Origin of the sequence: Bradyrhizobium sp. BR 1432, assembly GCF_051547705.1 — a bacterium.
GTDB lineage: Bacteria > Pseudomonadota > Alphaproteobacteria > Rhizobiales > Xanthobacteraceae > Bradyrhizobium > Bradyrhizobium zhanjiangense.
Genome location: NZ_JBPUGF010000003.1, coordinates 8,425,741 through 8,441,632 on the forward strand (window position 1 = coordinate 8,425,741; position 15,892 = coordinate 8,441,632).

Sequence of the window (15,892 nt, forward strand, 5' to 3'; positions counted from 1 at the left end):
ATTAACTATATAATTTTGACCCTGCGCAAAAGTCAAATTAAATCAACCGGTACGGCATGGCCGGCACCAGAGCATCGGCCGAAGCACGTCTGGTCCATCCCGACGGAACTCCAGATCGAAGGCCGCGCCGCGGTCTGGCGCGCTGTTCAACGTCGCCATCAACAGATGAATGCGCGCTCTATCTTCCCGTTAGGGAAGAGGTCCCCTTTCCTGGCGCGGTCGTGCGAATTCATAGGCTGATGGCGAAGTAGATGTGTCGTCCGCTGGCCACATCGCAGTCGAGACAACAGGCAGGCCCACACCTCGCGTGATCGCGGCGGCATCGACCGCAGACTAGTGACGATTTGCGATCAGGTTCGGCGCCGATGCTGCCCTGGACTACACCGGCGAGAGGTGGCGCGATAAGCTCGAACGAGCTGACGTTGTCCGGATCAGTTGACGACAGCGAGCATCCGGTCAGTTGGGCGCGCGGCGATGAGATGAGCGGATGCGCTGAACTTGCTCGCGAAGCGGACATCGCGCATTCAAGCGAACCTATGCGGGCCTTGTGACCCCTCGTTGGCAGCATAGCATTTTGCCGGTGTTTTGCCCGACGTGTCAACGTCGCGGCGACGACGGGTGTCATCCCAGCGCAGTTTGAAAATCCCTTATCGATCAAGCCCATCTCTACTGTGCATGGGGTTGTTTTCGCACTTTTTGTCTGAGCGCACAGCCGCGGACGGCGCGCATACACCGCATGCGTGCTTGTCTCTGTGGCAGGCCGCCCGGCCGTAGTACATGCCGAAAGCCCCTTTTGGCCACGCCGCCGGAGCAACGCGCCAGGCAATGACAATAAGAGAATGACAATCACGTTACCTGCCGCCGCGCGCGAGCCCGACCACACCATGTCCGATGGCCTGCCGGCCGCGCAGCGGCGCTGGGCCATCGCGGCGATCTTCACCGCGCTGGCGATGGCTTCGCTCGACACCGCGATCGCCAACATCGCCCTGCCCGCCATCGCCGCCGACCTGCATGTCACGCCGGAGCAATCGGTCTGGGTCGTCAACGTCTATCAGATCGCGCTGGTGGCGACGCTGTTGCCGCTCGGGGCGCTCGGCGAGATCGTCGGGCACCAGCGCATCTATCTCGGCGGCCTGATCCTGTTCACCGTCGCCTCACTGCTCTGCGCGGTGGCGTGGTCGCTGGACAGCCTGCTCCTCGCGCGCACGCTGCAGGGCTTGGGGGCCAGCGGCATCATGAGCGTCAACACGGCGCTGGTGCGCTTCGTCTATCCGGGCCGGATGCTGGGCCGCGGTTTCGGCCACAACGCGCTGGTGGTCGCGACCGCCTTCACCTTCGGACCCTCGATCGCCTCCGCCATCCTCGCGCTCGGGCCGTGGCCGTGGCTGTTCGCCGTCAACATCCCGTTCGGCCTCGTCGCGATCGGCATCGGCTTTGCGATGCTGCCGAAGACACCGCGCGCCGATCACGGTTTTGATTTTATCGGCGCGATCCTGGCGTCGGCCTGCCTCGGCCTGTTCATCACCGGCATTGGCAGCGCCGCCCACAATTTGTCGCCGGTGGCCGTGGGAATCGAGTTGGTCTCGGCCCTCGCCTTCGGCTTCATCCTGACGCGCCGCCACGCCGACCATCCCGCGCCGATGTTGCCGATCGACTTATTCAGCCGGCCGATGTTCGCGCTGTCGGCGGCGACGGCGGTGTGCTCCTTTGCCGTGCAGGGCCTCGCCTTCGTCTCGCTGCCGTTCTACTTCGAGGACGTGCTCGGGCGCTCGCAGGTCGAGACCGGCTTCTTCATGACGCCGTGGCCGCTGGTGGTCGGCATCATGGCGCCGATCGCCGGACGCCTGTCCGACCGCCATGCGGTCGGCCTGCTCGGCGGCATCGGCCTCGTGCTGCTCGGCCTCGGCATGGCGCTGCTCGCGATGCTGCCGGCCAATCCCGCCATTGCCGACATCATCTGGCGGATGGTGATCTGCGGCATGGGGTTCGGCTTCTTCCAGGCGCCGAACATGAAGGCGGTGATGTCGAGCGCGCCGCCGCATCGCAGCGGGAGCGCCTCCGGCATCGTCGCCACCGCGCGCCTGACCGGCCAGACCACGGGCGCCGCGCTCGCCGCGGCCTGCTTCGCACTCGCGGGCCACGACGGCGCGACATTGGCGCTGGCGCTCGGCGCAGGCTTTGCCGCGCTCGGCAGCGTGATGAGCTTCCTGCGACTGGCGGTGAAGTAAGCTCTCAAGCCAGACGTCAGGCCGCCGTCACGTCGACAGTCGCCGGAGCGACGGTTTCGTTGTCCAGCGCCGCCAAGCGCGCATCGATGGCAGCGATGACCTTGCGCGAAAACGGTCCGAGATGGGCGTAGGCGGCGATCATCTGCACGGCGATGCGCGCCGATGACGTGTCGCGCTTGGCGCAGTTCATGAAGGTCTGCCACAGCGGTCCGCGCGCCTCGGGAAGGGCGCTGACCACACGATGCACCGTCTCCATCGCGCCGAGCTTGGCGCGGATGTCGCCTTCCGCGAGCTCGTGGCGCTGCCGCGAGCGGTCGAGCAGCGTCATCAAGCGGTCGACGCGTCCTGCATAGGCTGCCGGGCTGTAGATGTGCTCGAGCACCCGCTTGTAGTCCATCAGGATGTCGCGCAGCGGGCGCACCGGATCGAAATTGATCCCGGCCGTGCACTGATCGGCGCCGATGGTCGGCGCCACGTCGTGGCCCTGGTGGAGCCGGCCTTCGCGCTCGAGGCGGCGCGTCAGCTGCGTGTTCGGCAAGGCATAGAGCAGGCCGACCATGCTGACGGGGATCGACGCCTCCTCGATGAACTCGATCATGGACTCCGCCATCGAGACCTTCTCGTTGTCGAAGCCGACGATGAAACCCGCGGTGACGAGAATGCCGGCAGCGTAGATCTTGTGAATGCTCTCGGCGATGTTACGCCGCGTGTTCTGCTTCTTCCGCATCGCGACCAGGGTCGCCGGATCCGGACTTTCGATGCCGACGAAGATGCCGAAGAAATTGGCCGCCCCCATCAGCTCCAAGAGTTCCGGATCGTCGGCGAGGTTGACCGAGGCTTCGGTGGAGAATTCGAACGGATAGCCGTGGGCGCGCTGCCATTCGGCGAGCTGGGGCAGGAACAGCCGCAGCGATTTCTTGTTGCCGATGAAATTGTCGTCGACGAAGTCGAGATGGCCGCGATAGCCCATTTGGTAGAGCGTATCGAGCTCGCGCAGGATCTGCTCGTTCGTCTTGGTCCGTGGGACGCGTCCATAGAGCTCGATGATGTCGCAGAACTCGCAGGTGAACGGACATCCGCGGGAATACTGCACACCGAGATAGAGGTAGTCGTCGAACTTGAGCAGGTCGAAACGCGGCACCGGCGTCTTGGTGACGTCGGCCTGGAACTTCGGCGCGGTGAAGACGCCGGACCGCGCGCCGCTGTCCCAGGCCGCGATGAACTGGTCGATGACGCTCTCGGCCTCGCCGAGCACCCGGAAGTCGGCCCGCTCGTAGATGTGGGGGCTCGAGGTGGGATCGGGACCGCCGACCACCACCGGCTTGCCAGCCGCGCGGCAGAGCTCGATCAGGCGCAGCGTGTCGGCCTGCTGAGGCAGCATTCCGCCGGTGAAGACGACGTCGGCCCAGGCGAGGTCGTCGTCGCTGAGCGGCGCCGTGTTGCAGTCGATCAGCCGGACCGTCCAGCTCTCGGGCAGCATCGCGGCAACGGTGATCAGCCCCAAAGGGGCGGCAGGGCGCTTGACGCCCAACACTTTGCAGGATTCGCCAAAGGTCCAGAAGGACTCCGCCGAGAACAGCGGGTAGAGCATCAGCACGTTGCAGGGACTCGGCACGTTCATGGAACTCCTGTTGGCGGCGGCGCAGTGTATCAAAGCGCCTGCGTCTTGCACCCCGGCAAAAGGGACAAACTGTCGCCGCTGTGCAGCGGCGATCCGGCCCGGAACCGGCGTTCACGGCCGGACGTCGCCTCAAGCCGTGGATTGGCGCCCGCGGAAGAGGCGCCAACCCGAATCGATTGAGAAGGGGATGAGGCAAAACAACGCTCCGGTCCATACTTTCAAGCAGGAGGGCCATGCATCCCGGCCACCCCGCGGACTGTTGATTTGAACAGTTCCAGTTTGCCGGACACATTCCGCCGCTGAGTTCAATCGGTGGATTGGGCCAATCAGGGGACTTGCGATGGCAAACCTAACAATCAACGGAAAAACCTTCACACTCGACGTGGAGCCGGATACGCCGCTGCTCTGGGCGATCCGCGAGAATGCCGGCCTGACCGGCACCAAATATGGTTGCGGCATCGCACAATGCGGCGCCTGCACGATTCACATCGATGGCGTGGCGATGCGCTCCTGCGGCGTTTCGGTCAGCGAGGCCGAGGGCAAGAAGATCACAACGATCGAAGGGCTCGCATCCGGAAATTCGCTGCACAAGGTGCAGGAAGCCTGGATCGCCCAGGACGTGCCGCAATGCGGCTATTGCCAAAGCGGCATGATCATGGCGGTCGCGGCGCTCTTGAACGAGAAGCCGAAGCCGACCGACGCCGACATCGACGAGGCCATCACCAACATCTGCCGCTGCGGCACCTTCCAGCAGGTGCGCGAGGCGATCCACACGATCGCAAGCGCGTAAGGAAATCCCACATGAACAAGCATGTTTCGCCGCGGCTCAACCGCCGCGCCTTCGTCATCGGCACGGCCGCGGTCGGTGCCGGTCTCGCAATCGGCTTTGACATTCCTTTCGGCGGCCCCGCCATGGTCCGCGCCGCCGACGGCTCGCCCGAGATCGGAGCCTGGGTCGTGGTCCGGCCCGACGACACCATCGTGATCCGCATCGCCCGCTCCGAGATGGGCCAGGGCTCGCTGACCGGCCTCGCCCAGCTCGTCGCCGAGGAGCTCGAATGCGACTGGACCAAGGTCACGACCGAATATCCGACGCCCGGCCAGAGCGTCGCCCGCAAGCGTGTCTGGGGCGATTTCTCGACCGGCGGCAGCCGCGGCATCCGCTCCTCGCAGGACTATGTCCGCAAGGGCGGCGCCACCGCGCGCGTGATGCTGATCCAGGCCGCCGCCGATGCGTGGAAAGTGCCGGCATCCGAATGCACGGCCGCGAACAGCGTCATCACCCATACGCCTTCGGGCAAGACCACGACCTACGGCAAGGTGGCCGAGGCTGCGGCGAAGCTGACGCCGCCGGCGGACGTCAAGCTGAAGGATCCGAAGGACTGGAAGCTGATCGGCAAGGGCGTGAACCGGCTCGACACCGCCGACAAGACCACCGGCGCCATGACCTACGGCATCGACGTCAAGCTGCCGGGCATGCTGAATGCCGCGATCAAGGACTGCCCGGTGTTCGGCGGCAAGCTGAAGAGTTTTGACGAGGCCAAGATCTCCGGCATGAAGGGCGTCAAGAAGGTCGTCAAGGTCGGGGACACCGCGGTCGCCGTCGTTGCCGACACATGGTGGCACGCCAAGACCGCGCTGGAGGCGCTGCCGATCGTCTGGGATGAGGGCGACAACGCCAAGGTCTCCAGCGAGTTCGATTGCGAAATGGCTGACTGAAGGCCTCGACGACGCGCAGCCGGCCTATGTCGGCAACAAGAACGGCGACGCGAAGGCCGCGATCGCCGGTGCCGCCAAGAAGATCGAGGCGGTCTACAGCTATCCCTACCAGAACCACGCCACGATGGAGCCGATGAACGCCACCGCGCTCTACACGGCGGACAAATGCGAGGTCTGGTGCGGCACGCAGAATGGCGAGGCGGCCTTCGCGGCGGTGCTGGAGGCGTCGGGCTTGCCGGCGGAAAAGTGCGACGTGCACAAAGTGATGCTCGGCGGCGGCTTCGGCCGGCGCGGCCAGACCGACTATGTCCGTCAGGCGGTCATGATCGCCAAGCAAATGCCGGGCACACCGATCAAGCTGTTGTGGTCGCGCGAAGAGGACATGGCGCACGGCCGGTATCACCCGATCACCCAGTGCAAGATGACCGGCGCGTTCGACGCCAACAACAATCTGGTCGCGCTGCACTACCGCCTGTCCGGGCAGTCGATCCTGTTCTCGCTGCGCCCCGAAGCGCTGCAGAACGGCATGGATCCGGCGGCATTCCAGGGCGTCGCTCAATCCGGCGAGGCCGCGTTCGGCTATTCGGTGCCGAACCTGTTGATCGAGCATGCGATGCGTAACCCGCACGTTCCGCCCGGCTTCTGGCGCGGCGTCAACGTCAATCACAACGCCATCTACATGGAATGCTTCATGGACGAGCTGGCCCAGGCCGCTGGCCAGGACCCGCTCGAATTCCGCCGCAATCTGATGGGCAATCACCCCAAACACCTCGCGGTGCTCGATGCCGTGGCCGAGAAGATCGGCTGGACCACGCCGGCGCCGCAGGGCGTGTATCGTGGCATCGCGCAGGTCATGGGCTATGGCAGCTACGTCGCCGGCGCCGCCGAAATCTCGGTGACCGACGGCAGCAAGATCAAGGTGCATCGCATCGTCGCCTCCACCGATCCCGGCTATATTGTCAATCCGGCGCAGGTGGAGCGGCAGATCGCGGGCTCCTTCGTCTATGGCCTCTCGGCGCTGTTCTACGGCGGCTGCACAGTCAAGGATGGCAAGATCGAGCAAACCAACTTCGACACCTACAACTCGATGCGCATCAACGAGATGCCGAAAGTGGAGACGGTGATGGTGCCGAGCGGCGGGTTCTGGGGCGGCGTCGGCGAGCCGACCATCGGCGTCGCGGCGCCCGCGGTGCTCAACGCCTACTTCGCGGCGACGGGCAAGCGCATCCGCTCGGTGCGACTGCGCGACCAGAACATCACCTTCGCCTAAGAGAGCGCTGCGGCTGCCACAACGGCAGCCGCGGCATTTTTCCGGACAAGTCTCATGAATGCGCCGGTGACACGGCGGAATGCCGTCCTCGGCATCACCGCCGCGGCCACATCGCTCGCCGCACCTTCGATCCTGCGCGCGCAATCGGCGGGCCGCATTGTCGTGGTCGGCGGCGGCTTTGGCGGCGCGGCCTGCGCCCGCGCACTCAAGCGCGCTGACGCGAAATTGCAGATGACCCTGATCGAGCCGAACAAGACCTTCATCTCCTGTCCCCTCAGCAACGAGGTGATCGCGGGCCTGCGCGATATGGAAGCGCAGCAGTTCGGTTACGACAAGCTCGCCGCCGAGGGCATCAGCGTCGTCGCTCAGGCTGCGACGACCATCGACACGCAAAAGCGCAGCGTGACGGCCGCCGACGGCGAAGCGTTTGGTTATGACCGTCTCGTGCTCTCGCCCGGCATTGACTTCCATGTCGAAGCTCTGCCCGGCTACGACGACGCTGCGTCGGAAAAGATGCCCCACGCCTGGAAAGCTGGTCCGCAGACACTGCTGCTGCGCAGGCAATTGGAGGCGATGGCGGACGGTGGCACGGTCGCGATTGCGATCCCGGCCAATCCCTCGCGTTGCCCGCCGGCACCTTACGAGCGCGCCAGCCTGATCGCGCATTATCTCAAGACCACGAAGCCACGCTCGAAAGTCCTGATCCTCGATGCCAAGGACGCCTTCTCCCAGCAGCGGCTATTCGAGAGAGCTTGGAAAGAGCTCTACGGCGACATGATCGAGCGGGTCGCGCTGTCGCAAGGCGGCCGCGTCACCTCGGTCTATGCGGCGAGCAGGACCATCGTCACCGAGTTCGGCAACTACACCCCTGACGTTGCCAACGTCATTCCGCCGCAGCGCGCAGGGCGCATTGCCGAGATCGCGGGCGCCGCGGATGCCACCGGCTGGTGCCCGATTGATCCCGTCACTTTCGAATCGAAGCTCGTCAAAGACATCCACGTCATCGGCGACGCCTGCCTTGGCGGCGGCATTCCCAAATCGGCTTCCGCTGCAAGCGCACAAGGCAAGGCTTGCGCCGCCGCGATCATCGCTTTGCTCGCGGGCCGCACGCCGGAAGCGCCGCGACTGACAGGCGTCTGCTACACCACCGTCGCACCCGGCTACGGCTTTTCGCTTGCCGGCAACTACCAGCCGAAAGGTGACATCTTCGCCGAGGTCGAAGGCGGCGCGACCAGCCCGGTCGATGCCCCGCGCGAGCTGCGCGTCCGGGAGGCGGCCGAGGCGGAGCACTGGTTTCAAACCATCACGGCGGATTGTTTTGGCTAATGCAATGGTGAGACGAAGCTGTCACCACCAATCCGGTGCGCTCCCTCCCCCGCCTGCGGGGGAGGGCTGGGGAGAGGGTGTCTCCGCACGCGAGAACCCCCAAGAGGAAAGAGCCCTCACCCGCGCCTTCGGCGCGACCTCTCCCGCAAGCGGGAGAGGTAAGTGGAGCTCGCGGCTAGATTTCTCGTCACACAACCGATTGATTGTCGCTGCGCTGGTCGCAGCAAATCTTACACTTGGGGGTGGTGCGACTGCCGAAGACCTAGTGCCTTACAAAATCGTCGGCGACGGCATTCCGGCTTCCCTCACCGGCTCGCTGGGCGATGCCGCGCGCGGACGCGCGCTGGTGCTGGCGCGCACGACGACCTGCATCCTCTGCCACTCCGGTCCCTTCCCGGAAACGCGTTTCCAAGGTGATCTTGCGCCCGATCTCACCGGCGCCGGGAACCGGTGGACGGCGAGCCAGTTACGGCTTCGGCTGGTCGATGCGTCGCGCTTCAACGCGGAGACCATCATGCCCTCGTATTATCGCAAGGATGACCTCGTGCGTGTTGGACGCAGTTTCGCCGGCAAGCCGATATTATCGGCTGCGGAGATCGAGGACATCGTGGCCTTTCTTGCAACGCTTCGGGACTAGGACTGATCATGCCGACCACGCGACGCCAATTCTTGAGCCTTGCCGGCAGCGTGACGGTCGCCGGCGCGATCCCGATCGTCACGCTGCGACCGGTCGAGGCGACGCCGGCGATGCTCACCACCGCGATCCGCAACATCGTCGGTGAAGCGCAGATTCGCACCGGCAGGGTGAAGCTCGACATTCCGCCGCTGGTCGAAAACGGCAACACGGTGCCGATGACGGTCAGCGTCGCAAGCCCGATGACCGCGGACGATTACGTCAAGAGCATCCACGTCTTCAACGAGAAGAACCCGCAGCCGAACATCGGCAATTTCCATCTCGGCCCCGCCTCCGGCCGGGCCCAGGTCTCGACCCGGATCCGGCTCGCCGACAGCCAGAAGGTGGTGGCGATCGCGCGCCTGTCCGACGACAGCTTCTGGCAGGTCGCCGCCGACGTCGTCGTGACGCTGGCCGCCTGCACCGAGGAGATGAACTGATGGCCGCCCTCATCAATGTTCCCTCGAAGGCCAAGCGCGGCGAGATCATCGAGATCCGCACGCTGACCTCGCACATCATGGAGACCGGCTTCCGCCACACTACGGACGGCAAGCTGGTGCCGCGTGACATCATCACGAGCTTCAGCTGTCGCTACAACGGCGCCGAGATCTTTCGCGCCGATCTGTTTCCGGCGATCGCCGCGAATCCATATTTGTCCTTTTTCACGGTCGCCGAGGAGAGCGGCAAGTTCGAGTTCGAATGGATCGGCGACAACGGCTATTCGTCCACCGCATCGGCATCGATCATCGTCGAATGAAGTCTTGGCGCGCGATAGTGGTGGCGGCGCTGACCGCCACGGCCCCTGCCCTCCTCGCAGGTGAAATCCCGCCCGAGGCGCGCCGCTCCGGCTATTCCTTGATGGGACCCGACACGCGCGCGATGCAGGATGATGATACGTCCAATCCGGGCATGCTGTTCGTGCTCGACGGTCAGGCACTGTGGGGAAAGAAGACCGGCGGTGCGGAGAAATCCTGCGCAGATTGCCATGGCGATGCACGTAGCAGCATGAAGGGCGTCGCGGCGCGCTATCCGGCTTTCGACAAGGCGCTCGGCCGTCCCGTCACGCTCGACCAGCGCATCAACCTCTGCCGCGGCAATCACCAGCAGGCGACGCCGCTGCCCTATGAGAGCCGCGATCTGCTGGCGTTGTCCGCCTTCGTCGCTCATCAATCGCGCGGCGTTCCGATCACCGCTGGCGATGATCCGCAGGTAAAACCCTTCATCGAACAGGGCCGCGACCTGTTCATGCAGCGCGAGGGCCAGCTCAATCTCGCCTGCGCCAATTGCCATGACGACAATTTCGACAAACGCCTTGCCGGCGCGCCGATCACGCAGGGACAGCCGACCGGCTATCCGCTCTACCGCCTGGAATGGCAGACGCTGGGTTCGCTGGAGCGGCGGTTGCGCAGCTGCATGACCGGGGTGCGCGCTCAGGCTTATGATTACGGTTCGCCCGAGCTTGTCGCGCTCGAGCTTTATCTGATGTCGCGGGCGCGCGGCCTGCCGATCGAGACGCCCGCGGTGCGGCCGTAGGCGATAACGGCCTGGACTGGCCGTCGTCTAAGCCGTCGAAGCCTTCATCGCCTCCAGGACTGCGGCCGAGCTAGCCACCCAGCCGAAGATGCCGCCTTGGGCCTTGATCATCTTCAGGCCCATCTCGTGAAACTCGGGAAAGTAGGATGCGCAGCCGTCGGAGATGACGACGCAGCGATAGCCACGGTCATTGGCCTCGCGCACGGTGGTGTTGACGCAGACTTCCGTGGTGACGCCGCACACCAGCAAATTCTCGATGCCGTATTTTTCCAAGACGTTGCCGAGCTCGGTGGCGTAGAACGCGCCCTTGCCCGGCTTGTCGATCACGATCTCACTGTCGAGCGGATAGAGCTCAGGAATGATGTCGTGGCCGGCCTCGCCGCGGATGAGGATGCGGCCCATCGGGCCGAGATCGCCGATGCGCAAGGACGGCGCACCGCGCTCGACCTTCGCCGGCGGCGCGTCGGAGAGGTCAGGCAGATGGCCCTCCCGGGTGTGGATCACCAGCATGCCGGTGTCGCGCGCGGCCTTCAGCACCGCGCCGATCGGCTTCACCGCGCGCCCGAGCTGGCTGACGTCATTGCCCAGCGTCTCGCCGAAGCCGCCTGGCTCGAGAAAATCGCGCTGCATGTCGATGATGAGAAGCGCGGTGGCGGGCCAGTCGAGCCTGATCGGCTCGGGCTCGGCGCTGATGACGCTCCCTGGCGGCTTGGTTGAGTTCAGCATGATGCCAATCCTTGCGAGAACACCCTTTGCCGGAACTTCTGCAAGCGCCGTGCCACCGCTCGCCCCTACCGCCCCGCCCCGTACAGCCGCCGATACTCGTCCTCATACGGCGCATACGACTCCTTCAGCGTCGCCATGTTCAGCAGCATGGTCGCGACCAGCAGATTCGCCTTGTCGAACACGCGCGTCTTGGCCCAGGCGCTTTCGGTGCGACGGCTGCCGGAGAGCGCGACCACCTCGCGCTCCACTTCGTAATCCTCGTCGACGAAGAGCGGCCCCTGCACCAGCCTGATCTCCTGATCGGCGAACAGGCCGACCGCCGGTCCCTTGGCCGGCAGCGGATCGTCCTTGGAGCGGTACTGGAGCAGCACGCTCAGCATCTCCGTCGGGATGATGGGCTTGCGCCACGGATTATCGGCGCCGGAATAGTACGGCGAGTTTTCGGTAATCACGGCGAGCTTCTGCCGGAGAGAGAACGGATAGAGGTCGCCCATGATCTGGTCGAACACCATCCGCACCGTCTGCCGCCTGCTCGTCTGCGCCACCTTCACGTCACGCAGGATCACGGGATCGGTGAGCGGCTTGAGCTCGGCAAGACGCGCCTCGAGCGCGGTCGCTGCGTGCGGCTCGCCGACCGAGGCCGTGCCGCGCAGCACCTCGGTGCCATCGCGCTTGACCATCTGGATCTGGCACTGGCGGGTAGCAGGCAGCGGCTTCGACAGGATCGCCTGCACCTCCTCACCCTCGTAGCAGACGCTGCGGTAATGCGCGGAGAGGCACCCCGTTTCGAACCAGGCGCGTCCCCACAGCCGTTCGCCAAGCGGTGCGAACTGACTGAAATGCGTCGGCCCCTCGATGGTGCCGCCCTTGAAGCCGAGCTTCCGCGCGGTGGCGTCGTCATGAATCGAGGCGTGCGCGTCGTAAGTTTGCGCTTGCAGCATCTGGCGCGGCCGGCGCCACGGCCCGATCAGGGCCTCGACCGTCTCAGTGATCTCGGTGTCGAATGCGTTTGCAGCCATGGTGTTCTCCACAAGCAGCCATGACTAGCAGGAGCGCCACGGATGCGGCCAGCGATATTGACTTCGCCTGTGCATGCTTTTGACTGTCACAATTCGCGCCGCGCTGCCGCAATCCTTCCCGCGGCGCAAACCCCACGCCCCAACGAAAGCCCGAGGACTTCCGAAATGACGCTGATGCAGGTCGAGCTGGACGATAAATACCGGCTCGAATCGAAGCGGATCTTCCTGTCCGGCACCCAGGCTCTGGTCCGGTTGCCGATGCTGCAGCGCGAACGCGACCGGCTTCAGGGGCTCAACACCGGCGGCTTCATCTCGGGCTATCGCGGTTCCCCGCTCGGCATGTACGACCACGCGTTGTGGCGCGCGAAGTCTTTCCTCCAGCAGCATGACATAGCCTTCGTCCCCGGCCTGAACGAGGATCTGGCCGCGACCGCCGTCTGGGGCAGCCAGCAGGTCGGCCTGTTTCCCGGCGCCAAGGTCGATGGCGTGTTCGGCATCTGGTACGGCAAGGGGCCGGGCGTCGATCGCTCGGTCGATGCGCTCAAGCACGCCAACGCAGCGGGTAGCTCGCTCAATGGCGGTGTGCTGGCGCTGGCCGGTGACGATCACGGCTGCCAGTCCTCAACGCTGGCGCATCAGAGCGAGCAGGTGTTCGCGGCAGCGCTGATCCCCGTGATCAATCCCGCCACGCTCCAGGATTATCTCGACCTCGGCCTCTACGGTTTTGCGCTGTCGCGTTTCTCCGGCTGCTGGGTCGGCTTCAAGGCGATCAGCGAAACCGTCGAGAGCTCGGCGTCCATCTACAGCGATCCCGAACGCATCAAGATCGTGCTCCCCGACGATTTCGAGATGCCGCCCGGCGGTCTCAACATCCGCTGGCCGGATCCGCCGCTGGAGGCCGAGAGGCGCCTGTTCGGACCGAAGATGGAAGCGGTGCAGGCCTTCGCCCGCGCCAACCAGCTCGACCGCATCGTGCTCGATTCCAAGCCCGCGCGGCTCGGCATCGTCGCCACCGGAAAGGCCTATCTCGACCTGCGCCAGGCGCTCGCCGACTTGGGGATCACCGACAAGGACGCGCAGGACCTCGGCCTGCGCATCTACAAGGTCGCGATGACCTGGCCGCTGGAGGAAAGCGGCGCGAAGCGTTTCGCAGAAGGCCTTCAGGATGTGCTGGTGGTCGAGGAGAAGCGCGGCTTCATCGAAGACCAGCTGATGCGCATCCTCTACAACATCGATGCGTCCAGGCGCCCGACCGTCACGGGCAAGCGCGACGAGCGCGGCGCACCGCTGCTGCCGAGCGAGGGCGAGCTGACGCCGACCATCGTCGCCTCTGCGCTGGTAGCGCGCTTACGTAAGCTCGGTCACCACAGCCCGGTGCTGGAGCAGCGCCTGGCGCGGCTCGAGGCGTTCGACAACCCTGTCACCACCAGCACGCCAATCAAGCTCGCGCGCACGCCGTTCTTCTGCTCGGGCTGCCCGCACAACTCCTCGACGCGCGTGCCCGAAGGAAGCCGCGCCATGGCCGGCATCGGCTGCCACGGCATGGCCCTGAGCATGCCGACCCGCCGCACCGATCTGATCTCGCATATGGGCGCCGAAGGTGTGAACTGGATCGGGCAATCGCCCTTCACCACCGAGAAGCACATCTTCCAGAACCTCGGCGACGGCACCTACACCCATTCCGGCCTTCTCGCCCTCCGTGCCGCCTCGGCCGCCGGCATCAACATCACCTACAAGATCCTCTACAATGATGCCGTCGCCATGACTGGCGGCCAGCCGGCCGAAGGCAGCTTCAACGTCGCGCAGATCGCGCATCAGGTCTGGGCCGAAGGCGTCAAGCGGCTCGCAATCGTTTCGGACGATCCGAGCAAATATCCGCAAGAAAATTACTTCCCGCACGACGCGACCATCCACCACCGCCGCGAGCTCGACGCCGTGCAGCGCGAGCTGCGCGACATCAAGGGTCTCACGGTCATCATCTACGACCAAACCTGCGCCGCCGAAAAACGCCGCCGCCGCAAGCGCGGGCTCTATCCCGATCCCGCCAAACGCGCCTTCATCAACGAGCTCGTCTGCGAAGGCTGCGGCGATTGCTCTCAGGCCTCCAACTGCGTCTCGGTACAACCGCTGGAGACCGAGTTCGGCCGCAAGCGTCAGATCGACCAGTCGAACTGCAACAAGGACTTTTCCTGCGTCGAAGGCTTTTGCCCGAGTTTTGTCACCGTGCATGGCGGCAGCCTGAAGCGCATGAAGAGGTCAGCGGTCGATTCCGGCCAGCTGTTCGCCGACCTGCCGCTACCGCCGGCGCGCGAGCTGGACAGTCCCTACAACATCCTCGTTACGGGCATCGGTGGCACCGGCGTCATCACCATCGGCGCCCTGCTTGGCATGGCCGCTCATGTCGATGGTCGCGGCTGCTCGGCGCTCGACTTCACCGGCCTGTCGCAGAAAAACGGCGCCGTGATGAGCCATGTCCGCATCGCGCCGAATCCGGAAGACATCTCCGCCGTCCGCATCACCACCGGCGGCGCCGACGTCATTCTCGGCTGCGACATGATCGTCTCGGCCGGTCCCACTGCGCTGAGCCGCGCCGAGCGCGGCGTGACCAGGGCCTACATCAACGCCGACCTGCAGCCGACCGCGAGCTTCGTGCAAAACCCCGATCTCGATTTCGAGATGGGCGCGATGCAAACCGTGCTGCGCGACGCGATCGGCGACAAGAACCTCGACATCATCGACGCGACAGGCATTGCCGCCGCGCTGATGGGCGATAGCATCGCCACCAACCCCTTCATGCTCGGCTTCGCCTTCCAGAAGGGCGCGATCCCGCTGTCGCTGGAAGCCCTGCTCCGCGCCATAGAGATCAACGGCGCCGCAATCGAGATGAACAAGCTCGCTTTCACCTGGGGCCGTCTCGCCGCCCACGACATGTCGCGGGTGCGCAGCGTGCTCCAGTTCAAGAACAGAGCGGCCGCGCCGACGAAGTCACTCGACGATGTCATTGCGACCCGCGCCGAGTTCCTGACTGGCTATCAGGACAAGGCCTATGCCGAGCGCTACCTCGCAGCTGTCGCCAAGGTGCGCAAGGCGGAGAGCGCGGCCTCGCCGCGCTCCACGGAACTGACGCAGGCCGTCGCAAAGAACCTGTTCAAGCTGATGTCCTATAAGGACGAGTATGAGGTGGCGCGGCTCTACACCGACGGCAGCTTTGCCAAGAAGGTGTCGGAAAAATTCGACGGCGACTTCACGCTGAAGTACCACCTGGCACCGCCAATCTTTGCGAAGCGCGACAAGGCGACGGGCCGGCTCCAGAAGCAGGAGTTCGGCGGCTGGATGATCCACGCCTTCCGCGTTCTCGCGAGGCTCAAATTCCTGCGGGGCACCGCGTTCGATCCGTTCGGCCGTACCGAGGAGCGCAAGACAGAGCGCAAGCTGATCGAGGATTATCTCGGCATGATCAATCAGCGGATTGCGAGACTGAAGGCCGAGCAGATCCCGCTGCTGGCACAGCTTGCGCGCGTGCCGGAGACGATCCGCGGCTTCGGTCACGTCAAGGAAGCCAACATCAAGCAGGCGGCGGCCGAGACGGCGCGGCTGGAAGCGGAGCTGGAGAACAGCCGCTTTGCGGCGGCTGCGGAATGACGGATAGCCGCGCACTCTCTACGCGTCATTGCGTGGAGCGAAGCGACGAAGCAATCCAGAGTGCCTCCGCAGAGGCAGCCTGGATTGCTTCGCTACGCTCGCAATGACGAGATTGTGGAATGCGCTCGCCACACA

The 15,892-nt window shown here is 64.9% G+C and carries 11 protein-coding genes and 1 pseudogene; 9 read left to right on the plus strand and 3 right to left on the minus strand.

Going from position 1 to position 15,892, the window contains the following annotated elements:
* The first annotated feature begins 839 nt into the window (after positions 1–839).
* Positions 840–2,228 carry an MFS transporter gene (locus tag ACSKB8_RS40705; RefSeq protein WP_438110194.1) on the plus strand — a complete coding sequence of 463 codons (1,389 nt, stop codon included), beginning with the start codon at positions 840–842 and terminating at the stop codon, positions 2,226–2,228.
* Between the two features lie 16 nt (positions 2,229–2,244).
* On the opposite strand, the gene ACSKB8_RS40710 is transcribed toward ACSKB8_RS40705, so the two are convergent.
* On the minus strand, positions 2,245–3,849 hold the full coding sequence (locus ACSKB8_RS40710; protein ID WP_438110195.1) for a B12-binding domain-containing radical SAM protein: 1,605 nt from the start codon (positions 3,847–3,849) through the stop codon (positions 2,245–2,247).
* A gap of 340 nt (positions 3,850–4,189) precedes the next feature.
* Between ACSKB8_RS40710 and ACSKB8_RS40715 the strand changes: the two genes are divergently transcribed.
* From ACSKB8_RS40715 to soxA, 7 genes and pseudogenes are all read left to right on the plus strand, one after another.
* Complete coding sequence (locus ACSKB8_RS40715) at positions 4,190–4,639, plus strand: (2Fe-2S)-binding protein (RefSeq protein WP_128935233.1); 450 nt, start codon at positions 4,190–4,192, stop codon at positions 4,637–4,639.
* A gap of 11 nt (positions 4,640–4,650) precedes the next feature.
* Positions 4,651–6,838: pseudogene (locus ACSKB8_RS40720) on the plus strand (molybdopterin cofactor-binding domain-containing protein).
* Positions 6,839–6,892: 54 nt separating this feature from the next.
* The gene (locus ACSKB8_RS40725) at positions 6,893–8,164 is read left to right on the plus strand and encodes an FCSD flavin-binding domain-containing protein (protein WP_438110197.1); all 1,272 of its coding nucleotides are present in this window, start codon (positions 6,893–6,895) and stop codon (positions 8,162–8,164) included.
* 199 nt (positions 8,165–8,363) lie between these two features.
* Complete coding sequence (gene soxX, locus ACSKB8_RS40730) at positions 8,364–8,801, plus strand: sulfur oxidation c-type cytochrome SoxX (RefSeq protein ID WP_438110199.1); 438 nt, start codon at positions 8,364–8,366, stop codon at positions 8,799–8,801.
* Positions 8,802–8,809: 8 nt separating this feature from the next.
* Positions 8,810–9,277, plus strand: a complete 468-nt coding sequence (locus ACSKB8_RS40735; RefSeq protein WP_370985015.1) for a SoxY-related AACIE arm protein — start codon at positions 8,810–8,812, stop codon at positions 9,275–9,277.
* Positions 9,277–9,594 carry a thiosulfate oxidation carrier complex protein SoxZ gene (soxZ, locus tag ACSKB8_RS40740; RefSeq protein ID WP_438110201.1) on the plus strand — a complete coding sequence of 106 codons (318 nt, stop codon included), beginning with the start codon at positions 9,277–9,279 and terminating at the stop codon, positions 9,592–9,594. The genes ACSKB8_RS40735 and soxZ overlap by 1 nt, the downstream gene beginning before the upstream one ends.
* Complete coding sequence (soxA, locus tag ACSKB8_RS40745; protein ID WP_438110203.1) at positions 9,591–10,370, plus strand: sulfur oxidation c-type cytochrome SoxA; 780 nt, start codon at positions 9,591–9,593, stop codon at positions 10,368–10,370. The genes soxZ and soxA overlap by 4 nt, the downstream gene beginning before the upstream one ends.
* Before the next feature lie 27 nt (positions 10,371–10,397).
* Here soxA and ACSKB8_RS40750 read toward each other — a convergent pair whose 3' ends face one another.
* Positions 10,398–11,096: a cysteine hydrolase family protein gene (locus ACSKB8_RS40750; protein ID WP_438110205.1), complete on the minus strand. Its 699-nt coding sequence runs from the start codon at positions 11,094–11,096 to the stop codon at positions 10,398–10,400.
* A gap of 65 nt (positions 11,097–11,161) precedes the next feature.
* The gene (locus tag ACSKB8_RS40755; RefSeq protein ID WP_438110206.1) at positions 11,162–12,115 is read right to left on the minus strand and encodes a hypothetical protein; all 954 of its coding nucleotides are present in this window, start codon (positions 12,113–12,115) and stop codon (positions 11,162–11,164) included.
* A gap of 165 nt (positions 12,116–12,280) precedes the next feature.
* Here ACSKB8_RS40755 and ACSKB8_RS40760 point away from each other — a divergent pair, with 165 nt between their 5' ends.
* On the plus strand, positions 12,281–15,757 hold the full coding sequence (locus ACSKB8_RS40760) for an indolepyruvate ferredoxin oxidoreductase family protein (RefSeq protein WP_438110208.1): 3,477 nt from the start codon (positions 12,281–12,283) through the stop codon (positions 15,755–15,757).
* Positions 15,758–15,892: the final 135 nt, after the last annotated feature.